This window comes from Actinomycetota bacterium, assembly GCA_030776725.1.
GTDB lineage: Bacteria > Actinomycetota > Nitriliruptoria > Nitriliruptorales > JAHWKO01 > JAHWKW01.
Map to the genome: position 1 here is coordinate 1 of JALYHG010000095.1, position 17,246 is coordinate 17,246.

At 70.5% G+C, this 17,246-nt stretch carries 14 protein-coding genes; 8 read left to right on the top strand and 6 right to left on the bottom strand.

The window, feature by feature from the left end:
* Nucleotides 1-273 precede the first annotated feature (273 nt).
* From M3N57_04355 to M3N57_04365, 3 genes are all read right to left on the bottom strand, one after another.
* A complete protein-coding gene (locus tag M3N57_04355; protein MDP9021929.1) occupies nt 274-2,478 on the bottom strand; it encodes a UvrD-helicase domain-containing protein in 2,205 nt (734 codons plus the stop codon).
* A 21-nt stretch (nt 2,479-2,499) separates the two neighbouring features.
* Complete coding sequence (guaA, locus tag M3N57_04360) at nt 2,500-4,086, bottom strand: glutamine-hydrolyzing GMP synthase (GenBank protein ID MDP9021930.1); 1,587 nt, start codon at nt 4,084-4,086, stop codon at nt 2,500-2,502.
* An 88-nt stretch (nt 4,087-4,174) separates the two neighbouring features.
* Nucleotides 4,175-5,284: a GuaB3 family IMP dehydrogenase-related protein gene (locus tag M3N57_04365; protein ID MDP9021931.1), complete on the bottom strand. Its 1,110-nt coding sequence runs from the start codon at nt 5,282-5,284 to the stop codon at nt 4,175-4,177.
* Nucleotides 5,285-5,383: 99 nt separating this feature from the next.
* On the opposite strand from M3N57_04365, the gene M3N57_04370 reads away from it, so the two are divergent.
* The 4 genes from M3N57_04370 to M3N57_04385 are packed head-to-tail and all read left to right on the top strand — an operon-like array spanning nt 5,384 to nt 8,891.
* Complete coding sequence (locus M3N57_04370) at nt 5,384-6,589, top strand: nucleotide sugar dehydrogenase (protein ID MDP9021932.1); 1,206 nt, start codon at nt 5,384-5,386, stop codon at nt 6,587-6,589.
* Nucleotides 6,586-7,329 (top strand): glycosyltransferase family 2 protein, encoded by a 744-nt coding sequence (locus M3N57_04375; protein ID MDP9021933.1) that lies wholly within the window; start codon nt 6,586-6,588, stop codon nt 7,327-7,329. The genes M3N57_04370 and M3N57_04375 overlap by 4 nt, the downstream gene beginning before the upstream one ends.
* Complete coding sequence (locus M3N57_04380) at nt 7,326-8,354, top strand: NAD(P)-dependent oxidoreductase (protein MDP9021934.1); 1,029 nt, start codon at nt 7,326-7,328, stop codon at nt 8,352-8,354. The genes M3N57_04375 and M3N57_04380 overlap by 4 nt, the downstream gene beginning before the upstream one ends.
* A 39-nt stretch (nt 8,355-8,393) precedes the next feature.
* Nucleotides 8,394-8,891 carry a DUF5319 domain-containing protein gene (locus M3N57_04385; GenBank protein MDP9021935.1) on the top strand — a complete coding sequence of 166 codons (498 nt, stop codon included), beginning with the start codon at nt 8,394-8,396 and terminating at the stop codon, nt 8,889-8,891.
* A gap of 4 nt (nt 8,892-8,895) precedes the next feature.
* Here M3N57_04385 and M3N57_04390 read toward each other — a convergent pair whose 3' ends face one another.
* Nucleotides 8,896-10,305 carry an exopolysaccharide biosynthesis polyprenyl glycosylphosphotransferase gene (locus M3N57_04390; GenBank protein MDP9021936.1) on the bottom strand — a complete coding sequence of 470 codons (1,410 nt, stop codon included), beginning with the start codon at nt 10,303-10,305 and terminating at the stop codon, nt 8,896-8,898.
* Between the two features lie 85 nt (nt 10,306-10,390).
* Between M3N57_04390 and M3N57_04395 the strand changes: the two genes are divergently transcribed.
* The 3 genes from M3N57_04395 to M3N57_04405 are packed head-to-tail and all read left to right on the top strand — an operon-like array spanning nt 10,391 to nt 13,403.
* Nucleotides 10,391-11,416 carry a glycosyltransferase family 2 protein gene (locus M3N57_04395; protein MDP9021937.1) on the top strand — a complete coding sequence of 342 codons (1,026 nt, stop codon included), beginning with the start codon at nt 10,391-10,393 and terminating at the stop codon, nt 11,414-11,416.
* A gap of 44 nt (nt 11,417-11,460) precedes the next feature.
* Nucleotides 11,461-12,444, top strand: coding sequence for a GDP-mannose 4,6-dehydratase (gene gmd, locus M3N57_04400; protein MDP9021938.1), 984 nt, complete (start codon nt 11,461-11,463; stop codon nt 12,442-12,444).
* A gap of 2 nt (nt 12,445-12,446) precedes the next feature.
* Nucleotides 12,447-13,403, top strand: a complete 957-nt coding sequence (locus M3N57_04405) for an NAD-dependent epimerase/dehydratase family protein (GenBank protein MDP9021939.1) — start codon at nt 12,447-12,449, stop codon at nt 13,401-13,403.
* Here M3N57_04405 and M3N57_04410 read toward each other — a convergent pair.
* Together M3N57_04410 and M3N57_04415 are read right to left on the bottom strand one after the other, a co-directional pair.
* Nucleotides 13,400-15,331: a cell wall-binding repeat-containing protein gene (locus M3N57_04410; protein MDP9021940.1), complete on the bottom strand. Its 1,932-nt coding sequence runs from the start codon at nt 15,329-15,331 to the stop codon at nt 13,400-13,402. The genes M3N57_04405 and M3N57_04410 overlap by 4 nt on opposite strands.
* A 99-nt stretch (nt 15,332-15,430) precedes the next feature.
* Nucleotides 15,431-16,594 carry a glycosyltransferase family 2 protein gene (locus M3N57_04415; protein MDP9021941.1) on the bottom strand — a complete coding sequence of 388 codons (1,164 nt, stop codon included), beginning with the start codon at nt 16,592-16,594 and terminating at the stop codon, nt 15,431-15,433.
* Between the two features lie 57 nt (nt 16,595-16,651).
* Here M3N57_04415 and M3N57_04420 point away from each other — a divergent pair.
* Nucleotides 16,652-17,246 (top strand): UDP-N-acetylglucosamine 2-epimerase (locus M3N57_04420; protein MDP9021942.1); only part of this gene is annotated, 595 nt, incomplete at its 3' end.

The window sequence follows — 17,246 nt, forward strand, 5'->3', positions numbered from 1 at the left end:
GGTGTTCACCGCACCCAACGGCACCGCCCACCAACGACCACCACCCTGACCACCACCCCGGCCCACCACCCCGGCCACCACCCCGGCCACCACCCCACGCCCCCGCAGACCACCGCAACCCGGAACGAGCCGACGCCCGTTCAATGACCGCCCGGGGCGAACAGGCAACGCCCGAGTCAAGCGCCGGGTCACGTCCAAGCGCGTCCGACCAGCTGCGTGATGCACGGGCACAAGCGGAAGGGCAACAACCGCCGGAGGGCTCCGCGCTGGGACCTACTCCTTGACGAGCGGGGCGTACAGCAGCAGTAGACGCTTCTTGCCGGCCTCGGGGAAGTCGACCAGGGCCTCGGCGGACTCGCCCTCCCCGGCGACCTCCAGGATCCGACCGCGTCCGAAGCGACTGTGGCGCACGGCGTCGCCCACCCGGAACTGGGTCCCGGCGAACTCGAGCGCCTCGCGGTCACGGACGCGACGCGCAGCGCCGCCCTGCTCGCCGCCCCGCACGTCGACCACCCGCTCGGGGAGCTCGGAGAGGAACCGCGACGGCGGGTTGTAGGACGTGCCTCCCCACAGCGTGCGGTGGTCGGCGTGCGCCACGTACAGGCGGTCCTTGGCCCGGGTCAGGCCCACGTAGCAGAGCCGGCGTTCCTCCTCGAGCTGCTCGGGTTCCGACAGCGACCGGACGTGCGGGAAGACGCCGTCGTCCATCCCCGTGATGAACACCACCGGGTACTCCAGGCCCTTGGCGGTGTGCAGGGTCATGAACGTCACCGCGGTCTGGTCGCGCTCCGCCTGATCCTTCTCGATGTCCAGCAGCTCGTCCTGGTCGGTCACCAACGTCACCGACTCGAGGAACCCCTCCAGACCACCGTCGGGGCTGCGTTCGTGGTACTCGCGGGCGACCGACTGCAGCTCCCGGAGGTTCTCCTCACGCCCCAGCGCCTCCACCGTGCGCTCGGCCAGCAGCTCCTTCAGGTAGCCGGTCCGCGTCCAGGTCTCCTCGATCAGGTCCGGGACCGCCATGTCCCCCGCCAGGGTCCGCAGCACGTCCAGCATGTCCACGAACGTCGTGACCGCGGTGACCTGACGCGGACCGAGCTGGGGGATGTCCTGCGCCTGCCGGCACGCCTCGAGGAACGTGATGCGCTCGCGGGCCGCGTGCAGGTCGAGCCACTCCTCGGTCTTGGCCCCGATCCCGCGGCGCGGCTCGTTGAGCACACGCCGGGCGGACAGGTCGTCGGCCGGGTTCACCAGCACCCGCAGGTACGCGAGGATGTCCTTGATCTCCTTGCGCTCGTAGAACCGCACACCTCCGACCACGCGGTACGGCGTCCCCACGCGGACGAAGACCTCCTCCAGGACACGCGATTGGGCGTTGGTGCGGTAGAAGACGGCCACGTCGCCGAAGCGGTACCCGTCGGCGACCAGCCGCTCGACCTCCTCGGCGATGAACGCGGCCTCGTCGCGTTCGTCCTGCGCGTGGTAGCGCACGACCTTGTGCCCGGCGTCCCGCTCGGTCCACAGTTCCTTGGAGTGGCGGACCTCGTTGTGGCGGATCACGGCGTTGGCTGCGTCGAGGATGGTCTGGGTCGAGCGGTAGTTGCGAGTGAGCGCGACGACGCGCGCCTCGGGGAAGTCCCGCTGGAAGTCGAGGATGTTGCGGATCGTCGCGCCCCGCCAGCCGAAGATGCCCTGGTCGCTGTCGCCCACCACCATCACGTTGCGGTGAGCGCCGGCGAGCTGGTTGACCAGGTGGTACTGCGCCCGGTTGGTGTCCTGGTACTCGTCGACCAGCAGGTAGGCGAACCGCTGCCGGTAGTGGTCGAGGACGTCAGGGAACAGCTCGAACAGCTCGACGGTCTTGACGATCAGATCGTCGAAGTCCATCGCGTTCGAACGGTGCAGCCGGCTCTGGTACTCGCGGTACACCTCGGCGATGCGCCGCTCGACGTGGTCGCTCGCGCGGGCAGCGTAGGTGTCGAAGTCGACGAGCGTGTCCTTGGCGGCGCTGATGGCGTGGTGCACACCGCGGGGCGTGAGCCCCCGTTCGTCGACGTCGAGGTCCTTCATGACCTGGGTGGTGAGGCGGACGGCGTCGGCCTGGTCGTAGATCGTGAACGTGGACGTGTACCCCAGCCGCCTCGCTTCGCGGCGCATGATCCGTGCACACGCCGAGTGGAACGTGGTGACCCACATCCGTTCCGACAGTCGGGAGCTGACCAGCTCACCGACCCGGTCACGCATCTCCGCGGCGGCCTTGTTCGTGAACGTGATCGCCAGGATCGAGAACGGGTCGGTGCCGAGGTCGCGGATCAGGTGGGCGATGCGGTGAGTCAGGACGCGGGTCTTGCCCGACCCGGCGCCCGCGATGCAGAGCACCGGCCCGTCGACGGCGGTGACCGCCTCCCGTTGGGCGGGGTTGAGGTCCGCGATGAGGTCCTCGGAGACGCGGACCGGCGGCGCGGTGGGTTCAGGCATGCCGCGGAGGGTACCGGGGGCCTACTCCCACTCGATGGTGCCGGGCGGCTTGGAGGTGATGTCGTACACGACGCGGTTGACGCCTTCGACCTCCCCGATGATGCGGCCGCTGATCCGCTCGAGAACCTCGTCGGGCAAGCGTGCCCAGTCGGCGGTCATGGCGTCCTCGGAGGTCACCGCACGGACAACGATCGGGTGTCCGTAGGTGCGCTCATCGCCCATCACGCCCACCGACCGGACGGTGAGCAGTGCCGCGAACGCCTGCCAGATGTGGCGTTCCAGCCCTGCGCGTCGCAGCTCCTCGAGAACGATGCGGTCGGCGGCGCGGACGATCCCCAGCCGGTCGCGGGTGACCTCACCGACGATCCGCACGGCCAGGCCGGGGCCGGGGAACGGTTGGCGCCACACCATCGTCTCGGGCAGCCCGAGCTCCTCGCCGAGGTGGCGGACCTCGTCCTTGAACAGCAGGCGCAGCGGTTCGACCAGCTCGAAGTCCAGGTCGGCGGGGAGCCCCCCCACGTTGTGGTGGCTCTTGATGGTGGCGGCGGTGTCGCTGCCGGACTCGATCACGTCCGGGTACAGGGTTCCCTGCACCAGGAACTTCTTGCTGGGCGCGGTCGGCTGATCCCCGAGGTCGAGATCACGGGCGCTCTCCTCGAACACCCGGATGAACTGCTCGCCGATGATCTTGCGTTTGCGTTCCGGGTCGGTGACGCCCGCGAGCGCGTCGAGGAACCGGTCCTCAGCCTTGACGTGCACCAGGTTGACGTCGAAGTGGCCGCGGAAGGTGTCCTCCACCTGGCGTCCCTCGTCGTGGCGGAGCAGCCCGTGATCGACGAACACGCACGTCAGCTGGTCCCCGACCGCCCGGTGCACCAGCGCTGCCGCCACCGCCGAGTCCACTCCGCCCGACAGGCCACACAGCACCGGACGGTCACCCACCTGCGCACGCACCGCGGAGACCGCGTGATCGATCACGTTCAGAGGAGTCCAGGTCGGACGGCATCCGGCCGCGTCGTACACGAACCGCTTGAGCAGGTCCCGGCCGTAGGTCGTGTGGGACACCTCCGGGTGGTACTGCACGCCGTACAGGCCGCGGTCAGGATCCTCGAAGACCGCGACCGGGGCGGTGGCGGTCCGGGCGGTGACGCGGAACCCGGGCGGGGCGGCGGTGACCGTGTCGCCGTGGCTCATCCACACCGGCTGGCGTGGCGGGGTGCCATCCAACAGCACGCCGGGGTCGTCGACGGTGAGGTCGCGGCGGCCGTACTCGCGGACGCCGGTCCTCGCGACGGTGCCCCCCAGGGTGTCGGCCATCAGCTGCTGGCCGTAACAGATGCCAAGGACCGGGACGCCGATGGCGAACACCTGCGGATCCAGCCGGGGCGCCCGTTCCGCGTACACGCTGGCCGGACCGCCCGACAGGATCACCGCCTTGGCGCGCCGGGCGCGGACCTCGTCGGCGGTGATGGTGTGAGACACGATCTCGGAGTAGACGTGCGCCTCACGGACCCGGCGGGCGATCAGCTGCGCGTACTGGGCCCCGAAGTCCACCACTAGGACCGTGTCGAACCGGGTATCGCGGATCTCGTCGGACGGGGCGGTCATCGGCCGCAGGCTACCGGGGCCCAGGTGGCCAGGCCCTGCAGGTGGCTGCGGTTGGCGTCGTCGAAGTCGTCGGCGGATAGCTGGCCCATCACGCCCGCACCGCCAGCTCGGCGCGTTGGAACCCTCTGAGATCCTCGTACCCGCAGACGGCCATCGCGCGACGTAGACCGCCGACCAGGTTGACCGTGCCGTCGTCGCGGTGCGCGGGGCCGGTGAGGATCTGCGCCAACGTCCCCAGCGGTTGGACCCGGGTCAGCTGACCGCGGGGCAGCTCGTGGTGCGCTGCGGAGTAGCCCCAGTACGCCCCGCCGCCGGGGGCCTCGCGCGCAGCAGCCAGCGGTCGGCCCAGCATCACCGCGTCGGCCCCACATGCGATCGCCCGGGCGATGTCCCCGCCGGTACGGATCCCGCCACTAGCGATGACGTGCACGTACCGGCCGGATTCCGCGAGGTAGCGAGCGCGGGCCGCAGCGACCTCGGCGATCGCGGTCGCCTGCGGCCGGCCGACGCCGAGCGCCGCCGTGGTGGTCGACACGCTGCCCACCCCCACCCCGACCAGGACCCCGACCGCCCCGGTGCGCATCAGGTGCAGGGCGGACTTCGCCGACGCCACCCCACCGACCAGCACGGGGATGCCGTACCGCGCCGTGAACGCCTTGAGGTCGAGGGGTTCCTCGCCGTCACGTCCCACGTACTGGGCCGTGACCACCACCCCCTGCACGACCAACAGGTCGAGCCCGGCTTCCAGCGCGGCCCGGTGGTAGCGCTCCACCCGCTGCGGCGTCAGGCTCGCAGCTGCCAGGCCGTGGGACGACAGCTCCTCGACGCGTCGGCCGATCAGGTCGTCGCGGACGGGGGCGGCGTACAACTCCTGCAACCGTTCGGTCGCGTCCGGTCCCGGCCGGAGTGTCGCGACCTCGGCCAGCACGTCCTCGGCGTCGTCGTACCGGGTCCAAAGCCCCTGCAGGTTCAGCACACCCAGGCCGCCGAGCTCGCCGACCAGCCGTGCCGTGGCTGGTGAGGTCACGGCGTCCACCGGAGCGGACAGCACCGGCAGCGCGAACGGGTAGGCGTCCAGCTGCCAAGACACGTCCACCAGGCCGACGCTGCGGCTACGACGCGACGGGACCAGGGTCACGTCGTCCAACGCGTACCCGGCCCGAGCCCGGCGTCCCGGACCGATCTCGACCTCTCGCACGGTCCCTCCCGCGCCGTCCGCCCGAGCGTAGGGTCACCGCCGATGCGGTCGCTGGCGCCCCGGCGTGCCACACTGCACGTCTGCCACGACGGGAGGGCCATGAGCAGCGCGGCGTCCTTCAGCAACGACGTCGTGATCATCGGCGGGTGCGGCCACGTGGGGCTGCCTCTGGGGATCGCGCTGGCGGACCGGGGGCTGCGAACCGTGCTCTACGACATCGACGCCGCGGCCGTCGCGACGGTCAACAGCGGCACGTTGCCGTTCGCCGAAGCGGGCGCCCAGGAGCCGCTCCGCCGCGCGAACCGCGATCGTCTGCTGCACGCCACGACCGACGACGCGTCCGTGGGGAGCGCCGAGCACGTCGTCGTCGTCATCGGCACGCCCGTCGACGAGCATCTCAACCCCGATCCCAACGCGATCCCGCGGGCACTGGGCCGGTGCAGCCAGCACCTCCGCGACGGGCAGCTGGTGGTGTTGCGCAGCACCGTGTACCCGGGGGTCACCGGCATGGTCGAGCGCATGTTGGGTGACCTCGGCGTCGATGCGGACGTGGCGTTCTGTCCCGAACGGATCGCTGAGGGCCGCGCGATGATGGAGCTGTACGAGCTGCCACAGATCATCGCCGGTCGGACCGACCGTGCCCGTTCCCGCGCCGAGAAGCTGTTCCGGGTGCTGACCGACACCATCATCACCCTCGAGCCAGAGGAGGCCGAGCTCGCCAAGCTGTTCACCAACGTGTGGCGCTACATCAAGTTCGCGACGGCCAACCAGCTGTACATGATGGCCAACGATTTCGGGTTGGATTTCGAGCGGATACGCCAGGCGCTGACCTACGACTACCCGCGCGCCGATGACGTGCCACCGGCGGGGTTCGCGGCCGGGCCGTGCCTGTTGAAAGACACCATGCAGCTCGCCGCTTTCAACAACAACAACTTCGCGCTGGGGCACGCCGCGATGCTGGTCAACGAGGGCCTGCCGCTGTACGTCGTGGCACGCCTGGAGGAGCGCTTCGACCTGGCCACCATGACGGTGGGGATCCTCGGGATGGCGTTCAAGGGCGAGTCGGACGACATCCGTGAGAGTCTGAGCTACAAGCTGAAACGGATCCTGAAGTTCAAGGCCGCCGACGTGCTGACCACCGATCCGCACGTGACGGTGGACGACGACCTCATCCCGCAGGACGAGGTGCTGGCACGCTCCGACCTGCTGATCGTGGGCGCCCCGCACGACGCCTACCGCGGGCTGGAGACCGACCTCCCGGTCGCCGACATCTGGAACGTCGTCGGGCGCGGGGTGCGGGTGTGAGCCCACGGGTGTCGGTGGTGATCCCCGCCTACGACGAGGGCGACGAGATCGTCGCCGTCCTCGACCGGCTGTTCGAGTCCGTGACGTTGCCGTGCGAGGTCCTGGTCGTCGTGGACCGGCCCAGCGACCCGACCGTCGAGGTGGTCGAGGCCTACGCCGAGAAGGAACCGCGGGTCACCTCGGCGGTGAACACCTACGGTCCGGGCCCCGCGAACGCGATCCGCTTCGGGTTCGATCACGCGTCGGCTGGAGTGGTCGTCGTGACCATGGCCGACGGCAGCGACGACCCGTTGCAGATCGACGACCTCACGCGCCTGGTCGAGCGGGGTGTGGTGGTGGCGGCTGCCTCGCGGTACATGCCCGCCGGCCAGCAGGTCGGTGGGCCGTGGCTGAAGGGGTTCCTGTCCAAGCTGGCCGGGTTGACGCTCGCGTGGTTCGCGCGGGTGGGGACGCGCGACGCGACGAACTCGTTCAAGGCCTACCGCCGGGAGTTCGTGCGGCAGGTCGGGATCCACAGCCGTTCCGGGTTCGAGATCGGCCTGGAGCTCGTGGCCAAAGCGCGGCGGCTGCGCTTGCCGGTCGCCGAGATCCCCACGATCTGGCTGGAACGCGACCACGGCGTGTCGCACTTCCGGCTGCTTGCGTGGATCCCCGTCTACCTGCGCTGGTACCTGTTCGCGTTCGGTCGGCGCCTGTCGATCGAGGAGGTGCGTGCCCAGGCCGAGCGGACGGCCCGGTGAGCCGGGTCCTGGTGACCGGCGCGTCGGGGTTCATCGGCGGGTACGTGGTCGCCGAGCTGCTCGAGCGCGGCTTCGAGGTGGTCGGGCTCGACGACCACTCCAAGTACGGCCCGGTCACCAAGTCCTACGACGATCATCCCCGCTACCGGCTGGTCGAGGGCGACGCTCGCGACGCCGACCTGATGTACGACCTCCTGGACGGGTGCCAGCACCTGATCGCCGGGGCGGCCATGATCGGGGGGATCTCCTACTTCCACACCTACGCCTACGACCTGCTGGCCACCAACGAGCGGATCATCGCCGCCACCTGCGACGCCGCGATCCGTCGCCACCGCGAGGGCGCGCCGCTCGACAAGGTCACCTACCTGTCGTCGTCCATGGTGTTCGAATCGACCACCTGCTGGCCGTCGTACGAAGGCCAGCAGAGCCACATCCCGCCGCCGGCGTCGTCGTACGGCTTCCAGAAGCTGGCGGTCGAGTACTTCGCGCGCGCGGCGTGGGACCAACACCAGCTGCCGTACACGATCGTGCGGCCGTTCAACTGCGTGGGGATCGGTGAGGCTCGCGCCCGCGGGGACGTGGAGGTCACCAGCGGGGACGTGAAGCTGGCCATGAGCCACGTGGTGCCGGACCTGGTGCAGAAGATCGTCCGGGGCCAGGATCCGCTGCACGTCCTGGGATCGGGGCGGCAGGTGCGCCACTACACCTACGGCGGCGACCTGGCCCGTGGCATCGCCACCGCCATGGCCCATCCCGCGGCGCGCAACGACGACTTCAACCTGTCCACCGACGCGTCCACGACCGTGCTGGAGCTGGCGGAGCTGATCTGGCGGAAGTTGAAAGGCCCGGACGTGGAGTTCCGCTGGGTGTCGGACGAGCCGTTCGAGCACGACGTCGCCAAACGTATCCCGGCGGTCGACAAAGCCCGTCAGCTGCTGGGCTGGGAGGCGACCACCTCCCTCGACGACATGCTCGACGAGGTCATCCCGTGGATCGTCGACGCGATCGAGGACGGCCGGATCTGACCTGCTGCAGCCGACTCGACACGGTGCCAGACTGGTCACATGGCTGACGAGTTCGACGAGGAGCCTCGGCTCGACGAGCACGAATCGGCGCTGGTCCGCCAGGATCTCAAGGACCTGTCGAGGTTCGAGGAGACGTTCGCGGCGGAGGGTTACCGCGGCGTGTCGGTGTTCTGCCGCGACTGCGAGGAGGAGCACTTCTACCCGTGGGCGATGCTGCGGGAGAACCTGGAGGCGCTGCTCGAGACCGGCGAGACGCCCGTCCACGAGCCGGCGTTCGCACCGGAGCCCGACCAGTACGTCCCCTGGGAGTACGCGCGTGGGTACGTCGACGCGCTCGCAGACGTCGGCGTCCACGAACGGGTGGAGGTCGACGCGTGCCCGCACTGCCGATGGCGGATCCCACAGGACCTGCGCGAAAGCAACTTCTGCCCCCGCTGCGGAGCCCCGCTGCTGCGTGAGCGGCTGCGTCGGGTGCTGACGGGGCGGGGTGTGCAGGACGTCGACGCGGTGCTCCGAGAAGCCGGCCTGCCGGGGTGAGGTTTCAGATCCGGCGGGTGATCACCACCAACACCGTCCGCAGCAGGATCTCGAGGTCCAGCACCGGTGACCAGTTCACGAGGTACTGCAGGTCGTAGCCGAGCTTGTACTCGGGATCGGTGTCGTACCGGCCGTGAACCTGCGCCAGTCCGGTGATCCCCGGCGGGATCTCGTAGCGGCGCGTGTAGCCGGGGATGATCTCCTCGAACTGTGCGGTCAGCAGCGGTCGTTCGGGGCGCGGCCCGACCAGCGACATCTCGCCGCGGAGGATGTTCCACAGCTGCGGTAGCTCGTCGAGGCGCATCGCTCGAACCCAGCGGCACGCCGAGATGATGCGCGGATCGTCGTAGGTCGCGAGCCGCGGGGCGCCGTCCTCCTCGGCGGATGGGTGCATGGTGCGGAACTTCACCATCTGGAACGGTCGGCCGTCCTTCCCGACCCGTTCCTGCCAGAACAGGATCGGTCGACCGACGACCACCAGCTGGTAGGCGGCGACCGCGCCCAACACCGCCAGCAACACCGGGGACAGCGCCGCGAGCAGGATCAGCTCGAAGACCCGCTTGAACCGTGCGCGCGAGACGGGGAGGGTCTGGTTGCGTAGCAGGACGAACGGCATGCCACCGACCTCGCGGACGCCTTGCAGGCCGAACAGGGTGTCCTTGGCGGTGACCCGTTGCAGGACGGTGACGCCCTTGCGCTCCAAGCGGTTGAGCAGCGTCGGGTAGAGCGAATCCAGCCAGCGCCCCGACAGCAGGACGACATCGGTGGCTCGGTGTCGCTCCACCTGTTCGAGCAGGTCCTCGGTGGTCGACGTGGAGCCGACGAGTTGGGCGTGGTTGGCGTCGCGGATGTGCTGTCGGGCGACGTTCACCTCGTCGGGCGCGCCGACGAGCAGCACCCGGGGTGGTCCCTGGCGGTTGAGCCGCAGCAGGTGCACCGCACGCCGGTTCGCCGCGACCGCGACGGAGCCCAGCACCGCCAGCACGCCCAGGTTGATGGTCGGGAAGGGCAGCACACGCACCCCCGCACCGCTGGTCGCCATGACCACCAGACCGATCAGCAGCACCGCCACGACCGTGAGCGGAACCGCCCGAGGCAGCGCTGGCGGGAAACCCAGCCGGGGTTCGCGTTCGTACAACCCGCCGAAGTAGTACACGGAGACGTGGATGACGGCGGCCACCGCGAACGACACAAGGTAATCACCCCGGTCGTAGGTCGCCCCGGGGCCGGGATCCCACGTCTCCCACCCGAAGCGCACCAGGTTGGTGGCCACCAGGATGGCGAACACCGCGACGGCGTCGGCGATCTGCACCAGCCGGAACCCGCGCTCGTTCAGCCGGGTCAGCAGAGGCAGATCCGCCGGCGCGGCCCTCGGGGTGCGGGTCGGGCGGTGTGAACGCTGCCGCTGCGCCACTCGCGGTCTCCCCGGTTGCCCCCTCACGCGTGGAGGATACCGACGAATGTCCGGTTGCAGCGGAACCGGCCGTAGGCTCGCGGCCGTGCGGACCTCGGGTGAGACGACGGCGGCCGGCCGGTCGGTCTCGGTCCTCCTGCCGGTCCTGGACGAGGCCGACCACATCGACGAGGTCCTGGCGTCGCTGGCCGCCCAGGATCACCCTGGTCGTGTCCAGATCGTCGTGGCCGACGGCGGTTCGACGGACGGGACGCTGGAGCGGCTGGCCACCTGGCAGGACCGGCTCCCCGACCTGATCGTCGTCCACAATCCCCACCGGCTCCAGGCCCACGGCCTGAACCTGGCAGCGCAGGTCGCATCCGGCGAGATCGTCGTCCGCGCCGACGGGCACACCGCCTACCCACCCGATTACGTCCGCCGCTCGGTCGAGGCGTTGCTGAGCTGCGACGCCGTCGCGGTCGGGGGCAACCTCCTGCCGCTGGGGACGACACCGTTCGGGAAGGCCGTCGCGGCGGTGATGCGTTCGCCACTGGCGATCGGGCCGGGGAGGTTCCACCACGCGTCGGAGCGGCAGCTGGCGGACACCGTCTACCTCGGCGCGTACCGCCGCGCCGACTTCCTGGCCACCGGCGGGTACCGCGCCCTGCCATCAGGCGTCGCCGAGGACGCCGACCTGTACCACCGCTGGCGCCGCGAGGGCCGCACGATCCTGCTCGACCCCGCTATCCGCTCCACCTACCGCCCGCGCGAGACGCCACGGGCGTTCGGCCAACAGAGCTGGCGGTACGGGCGCGGCAAAGGCGAACTGCTGTGGCTCAACGGGCGCTGGCCGTCGTGGCGTCCCGCCGCCCCGCTCGCGCTGGTGGTCGGTTTGGTCACCACCGCCGCCGTGTGGGTCGCCGCCGGCGTGTGGTGGCCGTTCGCGGCCGTCACCGGGGCGTGGGTGCTGGTCGTCGCAACCGTCGCCGCCCGCTGCGCAGACACCCTCGCCGGGGCGGCGCGGGTCGCGGCGGCTGTGGTGATCATGCATCTGGCGTACGGGGCCGGACTGGTCGTGGGGATGGTGTCGGGGCCGCGCCCCGTGCGGCACCTGCGTCAGCCGGACCGGTGAGAGCGCACCGCTACAGTCCGCCTCGCGAGGAGGATGGAGCGTTCATGGCGGGGCGTCGGGCGCTGATCACGGGAGTCACCGGGCAGGACGGGTCGTACCTGGCCGAACACCTGTTGGACCTGGGGTACGAGGTCCACGGCATCGTGCGCACCACGACCAGTGACATCGCCGCAACCCGTGTCGGTCACCTGCTGATCGGTGAGCAGCCGCATGTCCACTTGCACGTGGCTGACCTCGGAGACGGCTTCTCGTTGTTGCGTCTGGTCGAGGAGATCGAACCGCACGAGATCTACAACCTGGCAGCGCAGTCGCACGTCCGCGCGTCGTTCGACATGCCGATCACGACCGGTGACATCACAGGCCTCGGTGCCGTCCGCCTCCTGGAGAGCATCCGGAAGGTCGATCCCAGCATCCGCTTCTACCAGGCCTCCAGCAGCGAGATGTTCGGGGCGGCACCACCGCCGCAGAACGAGGAGACCCCTTTCCATCCTCGTAGCCCCTACGCCGTGTCCAAGGTGTACGCCTACTGGGCGACCGCGAACTACCGGGAGGCGTACGGGCTCCACGCCAGCAACGGGATCCTCTTCAACCACGAGAGCCCGCGGCGGGGCAAGGAGTTCGTGACGCGGAAGATCACCAGCCACATCCCTCGGATCCTGACCGGCGAGATCAAGGAACTGCGCCTGGGCAACCTCGACGCGCGACGCGACTGGGGCCATGCGCGCGACTACGTGCGTGCCATGCACATGATGGTGGTCCACGACGAACCCCTCGATCTGGTGGTGGGCACGGGTGAGAGCCACACCATCCGCGAGTTCCTCGACCTGGCGTTCGCGATGGTCGACGTCGACTGGCACGACCACGTGGTCATCGACGAGCGCTTGTTCCGCCCCGCCGAGGTCGACTACCTGCAGAGCGACCCGACCCGCGCCAGACAGACCATCGGTTGGGGGACGACGATGACGTTCGAGGAGCTCGTCGCCGACATGGTCCGCGCGGACTGCCAGGCGTACGGGATCGACGTCTAGCCGTGTCGGAACCCTTGGCGGGGCGGAAGGTCCTCGTCACCGGTGGTACCGGGTTCATCGGGCGCTACGTCACACGGGTGTTGGCCGCGGCAGGCGCCGACATCACCGTGGTGCACACGCCACACAGCAACGACCGGACCGACGTCCCCGCAGCGGTTGTGGAGGCGGTCCTGGGCGAGGACGACACCGTCTACCGCGCAGTCGAAGGCGTCGACGCCGTGGTGCACCTCGCCGCTCGCTCCGGTGGGATCCAGATGCAGCAGGCCGACCACGCCGGTCTGTTCGTCGACAACCTCCGGATCACACGGCAGGTGTTCGACGCTGCGTTCCGGGCGAACGTCGGCGCGGTGTACGCCGCGTCGTCCGCGGTGGTGTACGCCTCCGCCCAGCCACGCCCGATGACCGAGGACGCACCGAAGATCGAGCCGGGCCACCCGGGCGCCACGGGGTACGCGTGGGGGAAGCTGACCGACGAGGCGATCGCCCGCTGGTACTCGGCGCGCATCGGCCGCGTGGTGATCGGCAGGTTCGCCAACGTCTACGGGCCCGGAGCGACGTTCGACCCCGAGCGCTCCACCGTGGTGCACTCGTTGGTGAAGAAGGCCGTCGATGCAGCGCCGGGCGGGACGCTCTGCGTGTGGGGCTCCGGCGATGCGATCAGGAGCTTCATCCACGTCCGCGACGCCGCACGGGCGGTCGTGACCATCCTCGAGCGGGGGGAGAACGGCGGCGTCTACAACATCGACAGCGGGGATCCCGTCAGCATCCGCCAGCTGGCGGAGACGATCCGTGACATCGTCGATCCCTCGCTCGACGTGCGCTTCGATCCGTCCAAGCCGGCAGGGCCACCGTTCCGCGTGCTCGACACCACGGCGCTGCGAGGTCTGGGGTTCGAGCCGCGAACCGCGTTGACCGACGGGCTGGGCGAGACGGTCGAGGCGTACCGCTCGCTCCCCTAGTCGGACACCACGCCGAGCGCTTCCCCTTCGACGTGCTCGGTGATCACCGCTCGACCGCCCACCAGGCGCACCCGCTCGAACCGGTGCGCGCGGAGCCAGTCCCGGGTCTGCGAGGATCCTTCCATGTTCCCGCCGCTGACCAGCAGCAGCACGCCGCCGTCGGCGGCGACGACCGGGCCGGCAGCCAGCGCGTCAGGGAACTTCTCCCCGGTGGCCAGGTAGGTCCGCGAGGCCCGCAACCCCGCCTGCGTCGACACGTCCGCCACCGCGCGGGACGTCTCGTACCGCGTGGTGCCTTTGACCCGCGCCACGCCCACGTTCTCCGCTGCGATGGCGTGTGCGACCGCGTCGGAGACCGCTGCGGTCCCGCCCACGATCGTCGCACGCTGCAACCGCAGTTCACGGATCGCTAGCCGGGTCTCGTCGGGGAGGCGGTTGGCCTCCACGAACAGGATCGGACGACGCTGGGCGGCCGCCAGACCCGAGACCGCGATGGCGTCGGGCCAGCCGCGACGCGGGTCGGGGTTGTGGCCCTCCACGACGTAGGCGTCGTGCCCGCCGACCAGGTGCGCGACGTTGCGGGCCACGTCGAAGACGTTGCCCCCGCCGACGCGGTGGGTCGCGACGCCCGCCGCGGTCAGACGCTGGTCGACCGCCGCAGAGATGTCGGCCGTGGAGCCGACCACGTACGCCGTCCCGGCGCCCAGCCGCCGGATCTCGGCCAGCGTCTCGTCGTTGAGGCCGTGGGGCGACGTCAGCAGGACCGGACCGCCGAGCTTCGCCGCGAGCGGGCCACCCAGAAGCGCCGGGCCGTAGACGTGCTCGGGCGCGACGACGACGGCGGGAGCGGTGCCGTAGGTCCGACCGGACAGGGCGACGGCTGTCAGGATCCGGTTGGTGCCGTACACCCGCTCGACGGGACCGAACCGCAGTGGCCCGGGTCGGAACCAGCTCCGCAGCGGCCAGGCGTACGCGGTGTGGACCGAGGTCATGGCGTCACGGAAACCGGCGATGCCGCGGTCGCCGAACCAGATCCGCCAGTCCCACTCGTTGCCGCCCCAAGACGTCTTGTCGATGTTGAAGTAGACGATCCCCACGGCGTTGGGGTCGGCGGCGAGGAACGCGTAGGCGTCGCGGAGCCACTGGTCGCGGTCGCCGCCCTGCGGCGCGACGCCGGTCTGGGCGATCATGAACGGCTTGTGCGCCGCGAACGTCCGAAGTTCGTTGAGGTAGGGGCCGAAGACCTGCGCCGGGCTCTCCCAGCCGTCGTAGCCCTTCGGGCCGTAGTTGTACCCGGAGATCGCGATGAGGTCGACGACGTCGTCGCCGGGGTAGTAGCTGGCGAGCTTGTGGCCGCCGCACTTGGGGTCCGACCAGCCGTTGGGCGCGTACGCCCAGCGGACCTTCGTCTCGTTGATGCCGGCGGCACGGAACGCCCCGACGATACGACGGTAGGCGGCCTTGAAGCTGGCTGGGTCACAGCCCCACGGGGTCCAGCTGCCGTTCATCTCCTGCAGCGGGGCGATGATCGCCGAGCGTCCGCCGCCCTGGTCAAGCCACCGCTTGACCGTGTCGCGCCAGCGGTTGATCGCCCCGTCGAACTCTCCGCTGGCGATCCGGGCCGCCGACGCCTCGACCTTCACGTTGGCGAACGGGGTGGCTTGGGCCGCCCAGCCCTGCTCGAACAGGTGGGCGGTCGCGCCGGGGTCCTCGGTGAGGTCGTGGAACATCCCCGAGAAGGTCAGCTTCCGCCCCGCCCACGCGCCGGCGCGGTTGAGCTGGTCGGCGTGGTTCCAGAAGTCACCGGTGTACATCCCGCCGTAGACGTACCCGCCGGCGGGAGTCGCCGGGTTGGCCGCTGCTGCCGGGACGGCGACGGTCACGCTGGCGGTGACCGCCGCGGCGGCGATCAGCCTGCGCAGACGCATGACTCCTCCCCGTGTGATCGTCGATGCGTGGGTGGACCAGGGGCCTCGAGCCCCGGTGTTCTCCTCGTCTTCGGCTCGGGCGAGCGGTCACTTGAACGATCAGGTGGCGCTCCGCCCGTGGTGGGGCGTGTGGTACCAGCGGTCGGTGCGGCGGCTGAGCGCCCGGATCGGGACCCACAGCGCCGCCAGGACCGTCACGACGGGGTACCGGGCGAGGTAGCGGGCGGGGACACCGTCCCGCCACAGGAACGGCAGCGGCAACGCGAACTGGACGGCGGCCGCTCCGCCCCACAGCCGCCGCGGAAGCGGGCATCGCTCGTTGGCGGCGGCGACGGCCAGGACGGCGCTGACCAGCGCCACGAACGAACGACCGGGCTGCAGCAGCCGGACGGCGACGTCGATCGGACCGAGCGACCGGTCGGCCAGTCCCCGACGGACCAGCGCGGCGGCGTAGCGACGCCCCACCTCACGCTTCCCCGACATCCAGCGGCTGCGCTGGCGCATGGTCACCGCCAGGGCGGTCGGCTTCTGGTCCCGGACGCGGAGGTCGTGGACCCAGGTCACGCGACGCCCCGCCAGGACCAGACGGGCGGCGAGCTCCTGGTCCTCGGTCAGCGACGCGCCGAACCCACCGGCTGCCGCCAGCGCGTCGGCGGTGAGACACGTCCCGGTTCCGCCGAGGTCCGCCGACCAGCCGAGGTTGCGCCGGGCGAGCTGCACCGTGCGGTTGCTCGCCCAGTAGGTGATCGCGGATGCCATCGCCAGCATCGACGCGTCCGGGTTGTCGACGTCCAGGTACGCCTGCAGGACGTCGTGACCGGCGGCGAGCTCGTCGGCGAACCGTGACAGCAGTCCCGGCGGGACGCGGTTGTCGGCATCGATGATGATCAGCGCCTCGTCGTCTGCGAGGGGGTCGGTGGCGAGGTGATCGGCGATGGCAGGGCCCTTCCCGGGCGCGCCGGCACGGCGCTCGGTCACGTCCGCGTAGCCGGCGGCCACGGTCGCGGTGGCGTCGCTGCAACGGTCGGCGATCACCACGGTGCGGTACCGCTCCTGCGGGTAGTCCTGCGCCGCGAGGTCGCGGAGCACGCCTTCGATCACGCCCGCCTCATCGTGGGCGGGGACGACCACCCGGAACCGGCGGCGGCGCGGACCGGGCGCAGGCGGCGGGGGGGTCCGCCACCCCCACAGCGCGGTGACGGTGTTGTAGGCGATCAGCGCCAGCAGCGGCGCCTGCAGTGCCGACGTGACGACCCGTAGCATGCGCGCTCGGACAGACGGTGGGGACGCACGCCAGCGTATTCGCGTGATCGGGCAGCGATGGGTGATCACCACGACCCTGATCACCGTGGCCTGCCGGCGGGCAGCGTCGCGGTCGTGCTCGGGACCCGCCCCGAGGTCGTCAAGCTCGCCGAGGTGGTCCGCCTGCTGGGCCCAGCCGCACGGGTGGTTCACACCGGTCAGCACTACGCCTACGAACTGGCCCAGGTCTTCCTCGACGAGCTCGATCTGCCGGGACCGCACGTGCAGCTGACCATCGGTGGCGAGTCCCGCGGACACCAGATCGGGGAGGCGATCCGCCGCCTCGACGAGCACTTCGCAGCGGAGCCGCCCGCGGCCGTCGTCGTGCAGGGAGACACGAACACGGTGCTGGCCGGGGCGGTGGCCGCCAACGCCGGACAGATCCCGCTGGTGCACGTCGAAGCGGGGCTGCGCAGCTTCGACCGGGCCATGCCCGAGGAGCACAACCGGATCGTCACCGACCACCTGGCGGACCTGTGTTGCGCTCCGACCGAGGTCAACCGGCGCAACCTCCTCGATGAGGCCGTCGCGGCCAGCCGCATCGTCGTCACCGGGAACACGGTCGTGGAGGCGGTCGAGCGGATCCTGCCCAGCCCCCGGGAGCGCAAGGCGG

What these genes read in the sequence shown, in the direction of transcription:
- M3N57_04370 (MDP9021932.1), top strand. Translation starts at nt 5,384, where the DNA reads ATGAGCAGCGCGGCGTCCTTCAGCAACGACGTCGTGATCATCGGCGGG.
- M3N57_04355 (MDP9021929.1), bottom strand. Translation starts at nt 2,478, where the DNA reads ATGCCTGAACCCACCGCGCCGCCGGTCCGCGTCTCCGAGGACCTCATC.
- M3N57_04385 (MDP9021935.1), top strand. Translation starts at nt 8,394, where the DNA reads ATGGCTGACGAGTTCGACGAGGAGCCTCGGCTCGACGAGCACGAATCG.
- M3N57_04415 (MDP9021941.1), bottom strand. Translation starts at nt 16,594, where the DNA reads ATGCTACGGGTCGTCACGTCGGCACTGCAGGCGCCGCTGCTGGCGCTG.
- M3N57_04410 (MDP9021940.1), bottom strand. Translation starts at nt 15,331, where the DNA reads ATGCGTCTGCGCAGGCTGATCGCCGCCGCGGCGGTCACCGCCAGCGTG.
- guaA (MDP9021930.1), bottom strand. Translation starts at nt 4,086, where the DNA reads ATGACCGCCCCGTCCGACGAGATCCGCGATACCCGGTTCGACACGGTC.
- gmd (MDP9021938.1), top strand. Translation starts at nt 11,461, where the DNA reads ATGGCGGGGCGTCGGGCGCTGATCACGGGAGTCACCGGGCAGGACGGG.